The sequence below is a fragment of the Kribbella sp. NPDC050124 genome (assembly GCF_044460355.1).
Lineage (GTDB): Bacteria > Actinomycetota > Actinomycetes > Propionibacteriales > Kribbellaceae > Kribbella.
Window position 1 is genome coordinate 31824 of sequence record NZ_JBITJU010000018.1, and the last position, 13573, is coordinate 45396.

Here is a 13573-nt window from a genome sequence, read left to right on the forward strand (position 1 = left end):
TCAGTCCAGGTAGTCCCGGAGGACCTGGGAGCGGGACGGGTGGCGCAGCTTGGACATCGTCTTGGACTCGATCTGGCGGATCCGCTCGCGGGTCACGCCGTACACCTTGCCGATCTCGTCCAGGGTCTTCGGCTGGCCGTCGGTGAGGCCGAAGCGCATCGAGACCACACCGGCCTCGCGCTCGGACAGCGTGTCCAGGACGGCGTGCAGCTGCTCCTGCAGCAGCGTGAACGAGACCGCCTCGGCCGGCACGATCGCCTCGGAGTCCTCGATCAGGTCGCCGAACTCGGAGTCGCCGTCCTCACCGAGCGGGGTGTGCAGCGAGATCGGCTCGCGGCCGTACTTCTGCACCTCGATGACCTTCTCCGGGGTCATGTCGAGCTCCTTGGCGAGCTCTTCCGGAGTGGGTTCGCGACCGAGGTCCTGCAGCATCTGCCGCTGCACGCGGGCGAGCTTGTTGATGACCTCGACCATGTGCACCGGGATCCGGATGGTCCGGGCCTGGTCGGCCATCGCGCGGGTGATCGCCTGCCGGATCCACCAGGTGGCGTACGTCGAGAACTTGTAGCCCTTGGTGTAGTCGAACTTCTCCACCGCGCGGATCAGGCCCAGGTTGCCCTCCTGGATCAGGTCCAGGAACAGCATGCCGCGACCGGTGTAGCGCTTGGCCAACGACACCACCAGGCGCAGGTTGGCCTCGAGCAGGTGGTTCTTGGCCCGCCGGCCGTCCTCGGAGATCCAGTCGTACTCGTCGCGGACCTTGTCCTTGAGCTTGGCGGCCTCGTCACCGAGCTGCTCCTCGGCGAACAGGCCGGCCTCGATCCGCTTGGCGAGCTCGACCTCCTGCTCGGCGTTCAGCAGCGGGACCTTGCCGATCTGCTTCAGGTAGTCCTTGACCGGGTCCGCGGTGGCCCCGGCGACCATCACCTGCTGCTCGGGCTCGTCGGTCTCGTCGGCCTCGGAGACGACGAAACCCTCGTCCTCGGTCAGCTCCTTCTCCAGCCCCTGCACCGCGTCGGGCTTGAAGTCGGACTCGTCCACGTCGTCGAGCGAGCGCGGCTTGCCGGTCTTGGGATCGATCGACAAACCAGCCTCAGTGACTTTGCCAGGGACGGCTTTCTTCGCCGGCGACTTCTTGGCGGCGGCGGCCTTCTTCGCGGGGATACCGTCCTCCTTGGTGCCGGCGGGCTGAGCCGCGGCCTTCTTCACTGCCGCCTTCTTGGCAGCAGGGTCGGTCACTCGGGCGCTGGTCCTCGGAGCCGTGCTGCGGGCGGTGGCGGCCACTGCCCGGGCTGACTCGGCGGGAAGATTCTCGGACGAGCTGGACGACACGAATTACCTCTCGTCTGACGCAGGGTTTGTAATACGGCGTTACGGCGGTGATGCGAGTGCTTCGGGGTACGACGGTGTGCGGCTGCTCGCTGGTCAGGCGGCGGCAACACTACATTGTAATCCGCGAGCCAAGTCCAAGCGCGCCGCGACCCCCCGAACGACATGCTCAGGCCCCTCCCGGACGGTCCTTCCCGCCCGGTCGGGGCCTGAGCACTTCAACGTTCAAAGGTGCCGTTCTCAGCCGCCTAGCCGTTGCGGGTCCGCCGCAGCGGACGCGCCACCACCCGCTGCTGAACCAGCTGCTGCTCCTGCTTGAACTGCCTCACCTTCACCAGCGACGCCACGTCGATCACGTCCGCGACGGACTTGAACGCGCCGTCCTCGCCGTACGGCTCGGATGCCTCGCGCCAGCCCCGCGGCCGGACCTTCAGTTGCTTGCCGAGCAGCGCGACGAAGATCTTCGCCTTCTGCGCGCCGAAGCCCGGCAGGGCCGACAGCCTGGCCAGCAGGTCGTCCCCGGACTTCACATCGGACCACAGGGACGAGGCGTTACCGCCGTACTCCTCGTCGAGGTGCTTGGCCAGGGTCTGGATCCGGGCCGCCATCGCGGTCGGGAACCGGTGCACGGCCGGCGGGCCGGCCACCACTTCGACAAACGCGTCCGGGTCGTAGTGCGCGACCGTGGACGGGTCGAACGGTCCGGCCATCCGCTTCGCGATCGCGACCGGGCCCGCGAACGCCCGCTCCATCGGAATCTGCTGGTCGAGCAGCATGCCCACCAGGAGTGCGAACGGATCTCTGCTCAGCATCTCGTCGGCGTCGGGCTGCTGTGCGAGGCACAGCTTCTTGCTGCGTGTCGAAGTCACCTCAGTCCTCCCCTTCGTCGGCCTTCACGGCCAGCACCGGACACGGAGCGTCGAGCAGCACCCGCTGGGCGTTGCTGCCGAGGATGAGCTTGCCGACCGGGGACCGGCGGCGCAGGCCGATCACGATGAACTCGGCGTGCACCTGCTCGGCGACGGCCACCAGGTCCTCCGCCGGATCGAGTCCACGCACCAGCTGCCGCACCTCGTAGGGCACGCCGGTCGAGTCGAGCTGCTCCCGCACTTCCGCCAACGCGGCATCGCTCGCCGCGGCCTCGTCGCTGTCGAAGCTACGTCCGCCCCGGTGCGAGTTCACCACCACGAGCTTGGCTTCACGAAGCGTTGCCTCTTCGGCCGCTCGCCGAAGGGCTGCACGGCCCTCGGCCTTCGGCACGTAACCCACGACGATGGTCGTCATCGCCCTGCCTCACCTCCGGGTGTCGTGTCGACCCGTTCCGAACGATACTGCTCCCGACCGTGGTCGGCATCCGCTGCATTTGCACCTGTTGTGTCGCGACGGTGACGGAGGGCTGATCGTCGTGCGGGTAGTACTCCACCACCGGCCCGGCCACCGTTGTGGCAGCCACGCCGGTGCCCGAGTACTACCCGCGTCGGCACTCTCTAACCTTCCGGTGGCCACACCTTTGCAGGGCTGTCACCCAACGCGCCACCCCTGTAGTCCGGGTCGTTATCGAACTCCCCACCCAGTTGCCTTGGGCACCCGACGCAGCGTGACCGTCGCTGTCCTACGTTGTCCCGGATCTACTAACCGGTTCAGTCGATCGGCCACGCGTGCACAGGCGTGTTTTCGTGCATGTGCTCGGAGTACCGGCGGAGCATGCCGCGCAACGCGTCCCGGCGACCGTGCGGACCCCTTGTATACAGTCGGTGAAACTCGTCGGCCTGCCAGGCGGCGCCGTTGCGGTTGGTGAGGCAGCGCTGCTCGATGATGCCGAGCAGCCGATCGCGTACGGCGGCGTCCACACCCCACGCGTCCAAACCACGAGAGGCCAACGGCAGCAGGCGTCTTAGCACAAGCTCGGTCGCGCGCGCGGTACCGACACCCGGCCAGAAGACCTCGGCGTCGATGCCGTGCCGAGCCGCCTCGTGGAAGTTCTCCTCGGCCGCGCTGAACGACATCTGCGACCAGATCGGCCGCTCGTCGTCGGCCAGCGCCCGGACCAGGCCGAAGTAGAAGGCGCCGTTGGCCATCGTGTCGACGACCGTCGGGCCGGCCGGCAGCACCCGGTTCTCCACCCGCAGATGCGGCTTCTCCCGGACAACGTCGTACACGGGGCGGTTCCAGCGATAGATCGTCCCGTTGTGCAGCCGCAACTCCGAAAGAGCTGGGGTGTCACCGCGGTCCAGGACCGCGATCGGATCCTCGTCGGAGGTGACCGGCAGCAGCGCCGGGTAGTAGCGCGAGTTCTCCTCGAACAGGTCGAAGATCGAGGTGATCCAGCGTTCACCGAACCACACCCGCGGCCGCACGCCCTGGGTCTTCAGCTCGTGCGTGCGGGTGTCGGCAGCCTGCTCGAACAACGCGATCCGGGTCTCGCGCATCAACTCCTTGCCGAACAGGAACGGCGAGTTCGCGCCGACCGCGAGCTGGACACCGGAGATCGCCTGGGCCGCGTTCCAGTACCGCGGGAAGGCTTCCGGCGTGACCTGCAGGTGGAACTGCGTCGACGTGCAGGCCGCCTCCGGCACGATCGTGTCGGCGGTGACCGCGAGCCGCTCGATGCCGTCGATCGCGATGTGCACGTCCTCGCCGCGGGCGGCGAAGATCTGGTCGTTCAGCAACGCGTAGCGCGGGTTCGTGCTGAGCGCCTCGCGGTGGATGTGCTCGGTGAGCAGGGTCGGCAGGATGCCGACGATGACCATCGACGAGCCGGTCCGCACCGCCTTCTCCTCGGCCGCGTTCAGGCTGTCGCGGATGTTCGCCTCCATCGTGTCCAGCCCGATGCCGTCGATCTGCCCGGGCGGCACGTTGATCTCGATGTTGAACTGACCGAGCTCGGTCTGGAACGCGTCGTCCTCGATCGCGCTCAGCACCTCGGAGTTCTTGAACGCCGGGTCGCACTTCTCGTCGACCAGGTTCAGCTCGATCTCGATCCCGGTCATCGGCCGCTCCGGGGCGAACCGGGCCTCGCGCAACATCCGTGCGAACGCGTCCAGATTGCGATGGACCTGGCCGCGGAACGCGGTCCGGTCCGCCCGGGTGAACTCCACCCGGTCGACTTCCTCACCCATCTGCGCCTCCCTGTCGGAGTGTGCGGGGTACGACGTAACTTCAGTCTGCCTGACCGGTACCCGGTTTTGTCGGCGCAACCGGCGAGACTGGTGCCGTGCGTGGTGAACCCTCGGTGCTGCATGTCGACCTGGACGCGTTCTTCGCGGCCGTCGAGCAGCGCGACAAACCGTCGTTGCGAGGCAAGCCGGTCGTGGTCGGCGGTGTCGGTCTGCGCGGCGTGGTGTCGACGGCGTCGTACGAGGCCCGCAAGTACGGCGTCCGGTCCGCGATGTCGACCGCGGAGGCGCGGTCCCGGTGCCCGCACGCCGCGTACCTCGGCCCCCGCTTCGAGGTGTACCGGCGGACCAGTCAGGCGGTGATGGCCGAGATGCGGGCCTTGTCACCGCTGGTCGAGCCGCTGTCGCTGGACGAGGCGTTCATCGACCTGGCCGCGTCCGGGTTGACCGGGCTCACGGTCGACGACGTGCAGGCGATCGCGCAGGACCTGAAGGACGCGATCCGCAAGGCCAGTGGCGGCCTGACCGCGTCGGTCGGCGCCGGGACGTCGAAGCTGATCGCGAAGATCGCCAGCGATCTCGACAAGCCGGACGGCGTGGTCGTCGTACCGGCAGGGACCGAGGCGGAGTTCCTCGCGCCGATGCAGGTGACGGTGATCCCGGGTGTCGGCCCCGCGACCGCACAGCGGCTCAGCATGGCCGGCGTACGGACCGTTGCGGATCTGCAGCAGCTGGACGAGGACGAGCTGATCCGCCAGGTCGGGTCGGCGCACGGCTCGAGCCTGCACCGGTTGGCGATCGCCGCCGACGACCGCCCGGTGGTGAGCGACCGGGAGACCAAGTCGGTCAGTGTCGAGGACACCTTCGAGACCGACATCGTCGACCGCTCGCTGCTGTCGGCCATCGCGGACCGGATGGCGCACCGCGTCGCCGAGCGGCTGCAGAAGGCCCAGCTGTCCGGCCGGACCGTGACGGTGAAGACCCGGATGCACGACTTCACCACGCACACCCGGTCGTCCACTCTCGCCGGGCCGACCGACGACGCGCGGGTGGTGGCCCGGGTCGCACGCCGACTGCTCGAGGAGAGCGATATCTCCGGCGGCATCCGGTTGCTCGGTGTAGGCGTGTCGTCACTGGCCGACTGGATCCAGGACGACCTCTTCACCGACAGCGAGGACGACGGCAAGGCACCCGAAGTGGTCGTGCTCCCCGACCGCGCGCGCGACCTGAGCGGCTACTACCCCGGCCAGGACGTCGTCCACCCGGACTACGGCCGCGGGTGGGTCTGGGGCTCCGGCCTCGGCCGGGTGACGGTACGGTTCGAGACCGCGGACACGCCGCCAGGCCCGGTGCGAACCTTCGCCGTCGACGATCCCGCCCTCGCCAAAGCAGCAACCATCGGAGCCGATGAGGACGACGAACCCGAAGATGACGACAATAGGCCGAATGAATGAGGAACGGCGGGGGGTCTACCCGTTCTGTGCAGCTTGTACGGCGTCGTCGACCGCGTGGCGCGTGCCTGCCGGCACCGGTCCGACCGGGACGCGTTTCGTAGGGCACCGTGACGTCTGCGAGAGCTGCGGGTCGTCGGTCCGCACGCTGTACGCGACGGTCCTGTGGATCCCGGTGTCGAAGAAGGGCCGGTTCCGGATCATCCCGACCGGCGGCCGCAACTACATCGGCCGCAAGGTCGTCGACCAGCCGGTGCAAGGCGTCGTACGGCGTTCCCCGAGCACGGAGCACTCCGAGTTCGACAGCGACCCGTCGTACCGGCAGGCCGAGGCGTACTGGGCGGACAGCGAGCCCGGTCAGGCGTTGCCGTTCTACCAGTCGGCGCTGGTCGAGCGGGAGAAGGCGTTGCCGGCTGACGACCCCGCCACGCTGCGCGTGCGACTGCGGGTCGCCCAAGGGCTGCTGGCAACTGCGAACTACGGCCGGGCGATCGCGTGGTTCGAGTTGGTGACACCTCAACTGGTGGAGGTGTTCGGGCCGAACCACGAGCTGACCCGAGCCGCGACCGAGGCGGTGACCGGTGCACGGTTGATGGTCGGCGGGCCACGGTCCGAGGCGAAGCTGCTCGCGGACATCGTCGCCGTCGACGAGCAGGACCTCGACCCGCACGATCCCCAGCTCCTTCGCGATCGCGCGGCTCTGGGCCGGGCGCTGCTGGCCGGCGGCGAGATCGCGCCGGCCATCGAGGCGCTGGCCCAGACCGTCGGCGAGGCCGACAAGGCACTCGGCCCCTCGCACCCGGACACTGCGGTCTATCGCACGGCGCTGGTGGAGGCGTGCGACGTCGCCGAGGCCCGGGGCAAGAAGCGGGATGTGCAGGCGGCCGAGGCTGCCCGTCCGTTGCTCAACCGCGCAGACGCACCGACAAGCAGGTGACGCACCCCTCGAGCTTCTCGAACTCGCTGATGTCGACGACGACCGGCGTGTAACCGATCGACTCGAAGAGCGCCGCAGACTTCGGCGCCGAGGCTGCCATCAGCAACCGGTCCTCCCCCACCAGTACGACGTGCGACCCGGACTCCTCGGGGACGGGCTTGAAGATGTCGAACGCCTGCGGATCGTCGACCAGCGGCTCGTATCCGATGACCGTGCCGTCCGGGAGTGCGGTCACCGCGGACTTGAGGTGCAGCACCTTGCGCACCGGCACGGCTCGCACAGTCGCACCGAGCGGGCCGAAGGCCTCGGCCAGTTGGCGGATGCCTTCCTCGTTGGTCCGGCCGCCGAGTCCGACGTAGATGGTGGAGCCGATCTTGAGGACGTCGCCGCCGTCGAGGGTTCCCGGTTCGGTGATGTGCGCGATCCGGTAGCCCTGCGCGGCCACGGTCTGCTCGGCGGCTGCGGCTTCCGGGCGGCGCTGGTCGGCGCCGGACCGGGCGATCAGCGCGAGGTCGCCGTACACGACCATCGTGTCCTCGATGAAGACACCGTCCGGGCACTCGTCGATGGCCGGCACCTCGACCGGCGTCCACCCGGTCGCCCGGAGCGCGTCGACGTACTGGTGCCATTGGCGTACGGCGAGGTCGGCGTCGACCGGTTTGCGTTCGATGTGGGTGATGAGACCGTCGGCGAGGCGTGGGCTGGGCTGTCTGACCAGGGCTGTCGGCATGCGTGCAGGTTATCCGGGGTACCGGCGCGGCAGACGTTTCGAGAACGGAGGGCAACGAATGCCGAAGATCCTGCCGGCGACGGGTGGCGACGTGGTGGAGATCATCCTCGCGGACCACCGGTGGTTCGAAGAGGCGCTGCGTGAGCTGCGCGACGTGCAGAGCGACCGGTCCGCCGTACTGGCCGATCTGGCCACGGTGCTGATCGCGCACGCGGAGGCCGAGGAGTCGAAGGTGTACCCGAGCCTGCGGCGCAAGGACGCGATCGATGCCGAGGAGGTCGAGCACTCCGAGCACGAGCACGACGAGGGGAACCAGGCCTTGCTCGAGCTGATGGAGGTCGAGGACACCGGCAGCGAGGAGTTCAGCGAGAAGCTGCACGAGCTCTCCGAGGCGCTCTTGCACCACCTCGACGAGGAGGAGCGCGATGTCCTCAACCCGGCTCGGACCGACGTGACCGAAGAGGTCCGCCGGCAACTCGGTGACGCGTTCGCCGAGGAACGGGCCCGGTTGATCGACTCCGGCTGCGGCGACATCGCCAACGTCCGCAAGATCGTCGAATCGGCCTGACCCGGTTCACAACGGGATCGTGAGGCCTTCCTCGGCTGCGATGACCTTGCCGTCGAACTCCTGGCGGGCTTCGGCGAGCGAGATCGCGCGGTCGGAGCCCGGCCAGAAATGCGTCAGCAACAGGCGGTTCGCTTCGCAGGCGCCGCGGGCTGCTTCGGTTGCGGTCATCACGTAGCGGGGTGTGGTCTGTGGTGACGGGCCTTGCAGGGTCGCGTCGGAGATGAACAGGTCGGTGCCCTGGGCAAGCTTCGCGAGGTCCTCTGAGGGTCCGCTGTCGCCGGTGTAGGCGACGGACAGGCCCGGCGCCGTCAGCCGCACGCCCAGGTTGGTGACGTAGTGCGGGAGGAGCACGGTCTCCACCGTGAACGGCCCGACCTGGGTGGTCGTCGCGAGGTCGTGGATGTCGAAGACGGTGGCCGGATCCGGGTTCGGCTCGAGGGCTCGCAGTACGTCGACAACGCCCGGCGGGCAGTGCAGCGGGATCGGGGGCGCCTCGCGTGCTTCGTAGTACCGGACTCGGGCGAGGGCGCTCACGTCGACGCAGTGGTCGGGGTGTTGATGCGTGACGATGATCGCGTCGATGTCGCCGGTCGGGTGGTGGCGGAGTAGCTGTGGCAGGGCGGCGTACCCGAGATCCAGGACGACCTTGAAGCCGTCGTAGTCCAGGAGGAAGCCCGCGCAGGCGCGACCGGGTTCAGGCCAGGCGCCGCACGACCCCAGGACGGTGAGCGACCTCGCGGGTCTGCTCACCGGACGGCGAACGGCTGGTCGCTCGGAACGATGTCCTTGCCCAGCGGCAGCAGCGAGATCGGGATCAGCTTGAAGTTCGCCAGGCCGAGCGGGATGCCGATGATCGTGACGCACAGCGCGATCCCGGTGACGAGGTGGCCGAGCGCCAGCCACCAGCCGGCGAAGATCAGCCAGATGATGTTCCCGAGCACCGCGCCGGCGCCGGCCGACGGCTTGTCGACGATCGTCCGCCCGAACGGCCAGAGCGTGTACCCGGCGATCCGGAACGCCGCGATGCCGAACGGGATCGTCACGATCAGCACGCAGCAGATGATGCCGGCGACCGCATACCCCACCGCCAGCCAGAACCCGGCCAGCACCAGCCAGATCACATTGAGAAGCGTCCTCATACCCTCCAGCCTGCCACCCCCCGGGGTGCTCTTCAGCCCCACCCGCCCCAACTCCGGGCCCACTCCGGGCCCACTCCGGGTCAACCACCGCACACCCCTGACCCCCTGTGCCAACTGTGGTGTCCAGACCCGCGAGCCGGAGCCCTCGAACAAGCAATAACGTGTTCAAGGCCCCGCCACGCCGCCACGGTCCCGATTCTCAACCGGCCGATTGCAGCGCAGACGCACGCCGCCCCGACTAGCACGATCCCGCAGCGGAGCCCGCTCAAGCGGCTCGCCGAAGGCGCAAGGAACAGCCGCCGCCGAAGGCGCGGGGAGCAGCCGCCGCCGGAGGCGGTGTGCGTGTGTCGACGGTCTGCTAGTAGTCGTCTTGGCTGAGGGTGGCGAAGGTCAGGCCTGCTTTGACGAGGCGGTTGCGGAGGGTGGGGCCCATGGCGGCGGCTGTGGTGGTCTGGCCGGCTGTTTTGGGGAGGTCGTCGAGGGCCAAGCAGAGGGCGCTTTCGCCGAGCATCTTGGCGGTCTCGCCGTACCCGGGGTCGCCGCCCGCGACCTCGGTGATCACCTGCTTGCCGCCGCCGCGACCGACGAAGCGGACGTTGAACCACGACTTGGCGCGGCGCTCCGGACTCGGGCCGTCGCCGGGCTTGAGACGGTTGAGGAGTGCGTTGCGGGCCGGCGGGAGCTGCGCGGCGGCGAACAGGAGCGCGACCCCACCGATGCCTCCGGCAACCACCGGTAAGTGTCTGACCGCGGCGTAGTGCGAGTAGCGGAAGTCGGGGCCGTAGCGGTCGAGCAGACGGGCTGAGTAGCCGACGATCTGCGGGTCGATGGTCGGCAGCGGTACCGCCCAGAAGCCTTGCTCGCGGTGGAGCTTGCCCGGCACCGCCTTCGCCGATCGGTCCTCCGGACGCGGCTCGACGCGGCGCCGGGCGCGATGGGCCTCGAGGTTCTGCTTCGGCCGGGAGAACCCCGTGATCAGAGTGTGGAAGGTGCCGCCGGAGGGCCGCCCGCCGCCGCGGAGCAGGCCGTTGACCTGGATCGGCACGCGCTCGGGCAACTGCTCGACGGTGAACTGTACGCCGAGGTCGTACGGGATCGAGTCGAAGCCGCAGGCGTGGATGATCCGCGCACCGGTCTGTACGGCGCGCTCGTGGTAGCGGACGTACATCCGGTCGACGAACTCGGGCTCGCCGGTCAGGTCGAGGTAGTCCGTCCCAGCGTCCGCACACGCGGCCACGAGCGCCTCGCCGTACTGGACGTAGGGGCCGACGGTGGTGACCACGATCCGTGTGGACTCGGCGAGGGCGCGGAGCGACTGCGGGTCGGTGACGTCGGCGTGCAGGACGTCCTTGCCGGAGCGCTCCAGCTTCGCTTTGTTGCGGCCGGCAACTGCCCAGGTCAGGTTCGGTGGCGCGTGCTCGGCGAGGTACTCCGCGGTCAGCGCCCCCGTGAACCCGCTGGCTCCGAGCAGCACCACGTCGTACTGGCGGCTCATCGTCCCGCGGCCTTCTCGGTGTCGGCGAGTCCACCGGCGCCGGATGCCCGGGTCGACTCGGCGGCGCCGCGAGCCTGGATGTCGGCCAGCGCGGCCCGGTCGGCCTTCGGCACGCTGAATCGGGAGCCGGCCTCGATCACGTGCGGGATCAGCCAGCGGAACACCTTCATCGCACCGATCCACCCCGGCACGTGCACCGTCCGCGACCGCTTCCGGATGCCCTGGGTGAACTTCTCCACCGCGAACTCCAGCGGATACACCTTGCCGGCCAGCGGCACCCCGGTCCGCACCTTGCCGAACACCGGGTGCTCGTCCACCCCGCGCACCATGTCGGTGTCCACGAACGTCATGTGCGCCACCCCGACCCGGACGCCGAGATGCTTGAGTTCGACCCGCAGCGTGTCACCCATCGCCTCGACGCCGGCCTTGGCGACGTTGTACGACGCGAGTCCGGGGATGTGCACGATCGCCGCGAGAGAGGACACGAGCAACAGGTACCCCTTGCTCTCCAGCAGATGCGGCAGCGTCAGGTGGACCGTGCGCCAGACGCCGTACAAGTCGACGTCGAGCACTCGCTCCCAGACCTTCGGGTCCATGCTCCGGCTGAAACCGGGCGCTGCGATCCCGGCGTTGGCCATCACCACGTCGATCCGGCCGTACCGCTCGACCACGCCCTCGATCGCGGTCCGCAGCGACTCGGTGTCGGTGACGTCGGCCTCCCACCAGCCGGCGTCCGGGCCGCAGTCCTCGGCGACCTTCTTCAGCTCGTCCGGCTCCAGGCCGATCAGCGCCAGCTTCGCGCCGTTCTGCGCAAGCCTGCGGGCCACGGCAGCCCCGATCCCACGGGACGCTCCGGTGATGAGGACGACCTGACCGGGCAACGGACGCATCGGGGGACCTCCAGCTTTGTTGAGTAGGTACTCAACAGTAATCGCGTATTGACCATTTACTCAATAGACTGGCCGAATGACCCAGACCTCGTCCGCCCGGCTGCGCCCCGACCAGCGGCGTGCGCAGATCCTCGAGGCCGCTCGCCGGGTATTGGTCGCGGACCCGCACCGCGAGTTGACCGTCGAGCTGGTCGCGACCGAGGCCGGCGTCTCCCCCGCCCTGCTGTTCCACTACTTCGGCTCGAAGAAGAAGTTCCAGTACGCCGTCATCGAGGAAGCGGCCGCGGAAGTCATGCTGCGGACCGCCCCCGATCCGTCGCTGCAGCCCGAGGAGCAACTCCGCTCCGGCATCCGCGCGTTCGTCCGCGCCGTCCTCGAGGCACCACAGCTGTACCGGGCGACCCTGCTGATGTCAGCCGCCGGCGATCCCGCCGTACGGGCGTTGCACTCGGAGATCCGGCAGGTGTTCAGCACCTGGGTCGTCGGCGCCGTCGGCCAGCGCGGCATCGAGATCACACCGGCTGTCGAACTCGTCTGCCACGGCTGGCAGGGGTACGTCGAGCAGACCTTGATGACCTGGATCGACAACCCCACGCTCCCGGCCGAAACGCTCGAAGACCTCTGCGAGCGCTCGCTCGACGCGCTTCTCGCTACGACTCACTGAAGGCGGTCAGGGCCTCGAGAGTCGCCATCGCCATCCGATCCGCCATGTCCGCGCCGACAGCCTCGCGGAGGCTCTTGTCGACGTCGTTCAGCACGGCTCGACAGCGGTTGAGGAGCTCGTGACCTGACGCCGTCACCTGGAGGTCGGCGGTGCGGCCGCGACCAGGGGCGGTACGGCGTTCCACGGCTCCCATCTCCTGGAGTTGGAGAAGAGTGGACTGCATGCTCTGGGCGGTGATGCCGTCGCGGCGGGCCAGCTCGCTGTAGGAGAGACCGGGTTGGTGGGCGAGGTGGCCGAGGGCCGAGAAGTGCCGCATGGTCAGGCCCTGCCGGCGGAGCTCGGCGTCGGCCCGGTCGCGGAGCTGGCGACCGAGCATCATCAGCAGCAGCGCGGGGCTGATCGGCGGCTGACCGGTCCCATCCGTCGGCAGAGTCATCGGCACATCATGGCAGGCGGGTCGAGTTTCAGCTTGACTGATAGATGAGTTACAGTCTGCCTGAAACTCGCCCACCCGAGATCGGATCCCGGATGAACAAGGTCCTGCTCAGCGTGCATGTGATCGCCGCCATCATCTTCGTCGGACCGGTGACCGTCGCGGCCAGCATGTTCCCACCGCTGGCCCGGCGCGTGCTGGCGTCCGACCAGCCGGAGACCGGGGTGCTGAAGGTGCTGCACCGGATCAGTCGCGGGTACGCAATCGGCGGCCTGACGGTGCCGGTGTTCGGCATAGCGGTCGCGGTGGGCCTTGGGGTGCTGACGGACTACTGGCTGATCATCTCGATGGTGCTCACCGCGATCGCCGCCGCAGTTCTCGCCTTCGCGGTGCTTCCGGCGCAGGCGCGAGTCCTCGATGCAGCCGGCTCCGCCCCCGAACTGCGCGCGCAGTCGATGCCCCAGGCAAAGGCTTTGTCCATGACCACCGGTGTCTTCGCCCTGTTGTGGACGGTCGTCGTGGTGCTGATGATCGTCCGGCCCGGCTCGACGACGGGGGTCTGATGATTCGCCTGCTGAAGGTCGCCGCTGCTATCGAGGCGGTCAGCGTGTGTCTGCTCTTTCTCAACCTGTTCACGGTGCACTGGCCGGCCGTCTCGTCCGCGCTCGGGCCGACGCACGGGACGGCGTACCTGGTGACGATCGTGACGGCGCTGTCCACGGCGGGTGCGTCGCGGCGGGCGAAGCTGCTCGCGTTCGTGCCGGCGATCGGCGGGTACCTGGCGTTGCGCAGACTGTCGGTGGTCGCACGTTAGGGTTTGG

At 68.8% G+C, this 13573-nt stretch carries 16 protein-coding genes; 6 read left to right on the plus strand and 10 right to left on the minus strand.

Features of this window, described 5'->3' with window-relative positions; translation table 11 throughout:
- From ACIBL3_RS32180 to ACIBL3_RS32195, 4 genes are all read right to left on the minus strand, one after another.
- Positions 1–1332: an RNA polymerase sigma factor gene (locus ACIBL3_RS32180; RefSeq protein WP_396357534.1), complete on the minus strand. Its 1332-nt coding sequence runs from the start codon at positions 1330–1332 to the stop codon at positions 1–3.
- 245 nt (positions 1333–1577) lie between these two features.
- Entirely contained in the window at positions 1578–2198 is a 621-nt protein-coding gene (locus ACIBL3_RS32185) for an HhH-GPD-type base excision DNA repair protein (protein WP_396357535.1), read from the minus strand.
- Position 2199: 1 nt separating this feature from the next.
- Positions 2200–2613, minus strand: a complete 414-nt coding sequence (locus ACIBL3_RS32190; protein ID WP_396357536.1) for a universal stress protein — start codon at positions 2611–2613, stop codon at positions 2200–2202.
- A gap of 356 nt (positions 2614–2969) precedes the next feature.
- The gene (locus ACIBL3_RS32195; protein WP_396357537.1) at positions 2970–4448 is read right to left on the minus strand and encodes a glutamate--cysteine ligase; all 1479 of its coding nucleotides are present in this window, start codon (positions 4446–4448) and stop codon (positions 2970–2972) included.
- A 95-nt stretch (positions 4449–4543) separates the two neighbouring features.
- Here ACIBL3_RS32195 and ACIBL3_RS32200 point away from each other — a divergent pair, with 95 nt between their 5' ends.
- Positions 4544–5899, plus strand: a complete 1356-nt coding sequence (locus ACIBL3_RS32200; RefSeq protein WP_396357538.1) for a DNA polymerase IV — start codon at positions 4544–4546, stop codon at positions 5897–5899.
- Positions 5892–6833, plus strand: a complete 942-nt coding sequence (locus ACIBL3_RS32205) for a hypothetical protein (RefSeq protein WP_396357539.1) — start codon at positions 5892–5894, stop codon at positions 6831–6833. The genes ACIBL3_RS32200 and ACIBL3_RS32205 overlap by 8 nt, the downstream gene beginning before the upstream one ends.
- Here ACIBL3_RS32205 and ddaH read toward each other — a convergent pair.
- Entirely contained in the window at positions 6802–7563 is a 762-nt protein-coding gene (ddaH, locus tag ACIBL3_RS32210) for a dimethylargininase (RefSeq protein WP_396357540.1), read from the minus strand. The genes ACIBL3_RS32205 and ddaH overlap by 32 nt on opposite strands.
- 58 nt (positions 7564–7621) lie before the next feature.
- On the opposite strand from ddaH, the gene ACIBL3_RS32215 reads away from it, so the two are divergent.
- Complete coding sequence (locus ACIBL3_RS32215) at positions 7622–8131, plus strand: hemerythrin domain-containing protein (protein ID WP_396357541.1); 510 nt, start codon at positions 7622–7624, stop codon at positions 8129–8131.
- Between the two features lie 6 nt (positions 8132–8137).
- Here ACIBL3_RS32215 and ACIBL3_RS32220 read toward each other — a convergent pair whose 3' ends face one another.
- The 4 genes from ACIBL3_RS32220 to ACIBL3_RS32235 form a co-directional block, all read right to left on the minus strand.
- Positions 8138–8881, minus strand: coding sequence for an MBL fold metallo-hydrolase (locus ACIBL3_RS32220; RefSeq protein ID WP_396357542.1), 744 nt, complete (start codon positions 8879–8881; stop codon positions 8138–8140).
- Entirely contained in the window at positions 8878–9270 is a 393-nt protein-coding gene (locus ACIBL3_RS32225) for a YccF domain-containing protein (RefSeq protein WP_396357543.1), read from the minus strand. Before ACIBL3_RS32225 ends, ACIBL3_RS32220 begins: the two co-directional genes overlap by 4 nt.
- 358 nt (positions 9271–9628) lie before the next feature.
- Positions 9629–10765: a saccharopine dehydrogenase family protein gene (locus tag ACIBL3_RS32230; protein WP_396357544.1), complete on the minus strand. Its 1137-nt coding sequence runs from the start codon at positions 10763–10765 to the stop codon at positions 9629–9631.
- Positions 10762–11655 (minus strand): SDR family oxidoreductase, encoded by an 894-nt coding sequence (locus ACIBL3_RS32235; RefSeq protein ID WP_396357545.1) that lies wholly within the window; start codon positions 11653–11655, stop codon positions 10762–10764. Before ACIBL3_RS32235 ends, ACIBL3_RS32230 begins: the two co-directional genes overlap by 4 nt.
- A 76-nt stretch (positions 11656–11731) precedes the next feature.
- On the opposite strand from ACIBL3_RS32235, the gene ACIBL3_RS32240 reads away from it, so the two are divergent.
- A complete protein-coding gene (locus tag ACIBL3_RS32240; protein WP_396357546.1) occupies positions 11732–12319 on the plus strand; it encodes a TetR/AcrR family transcriptional regulator in 588 nt (195 codons plus the stop codon).
- Here the strand turns inward: ACIBL3_RS32240 and ACIBL3_RS32245 are convergent.
- Positions 12306–12755 carry a MarR family winged helix-turn-helix transcriptional regulator gene (locus ACIBL3_RS32245; RefSeq protein ID WP_396357547.1) on the minus strand — a complete coding sequence of 150 codons (450 nt, stop codon included), beginning with the start codon at positions 12753–12755 and terminating at the stop codon, positions 12306–12308. The two genes, ACIBL3_RS32240 and ACIBL3_RS32245, sit on opposite strands and share 14 nt — an antisense overlap.
- 92 nt (positions 12756–12847) lie before the next feature.
- Between ACIBL3_RS32245 and ACIBL3_RS32250 the strand changes: the two genes are divergently transcribed.
- Together ACIBL3_RS32250 and ACIBL3_RS32255 are read left to right on the plus strand one after the other, a co-directional pair.
- The gene (locus tag ACIBL3_RS32250; RefSeq protein WP_396357548.1) at positions 12848–13315 is read left to right on the plus strand and encodes a DUF2269 family protein; all 468 of its coding nucleotides are present in this window, start codon (positions 12848–12850) and stop codon (positions 13313–13315) included.
- Positions 13315–13566, plus strand: a complete 252-nt coding sequence (locus ACIBL3_RS32255) for a DUF3817 domain-containing protein (RefSeq protein WP_396357549.1) — start codon at positions 13315–13317, stop codon at positions 13564–13566. Before ACIBL3_RS32250 ends, ACIBL3_RS32255 begins: the two co-directional genes overlap by 1 nt.
- Positions 13567–13573: the final 7 nt, after the last annotated feature.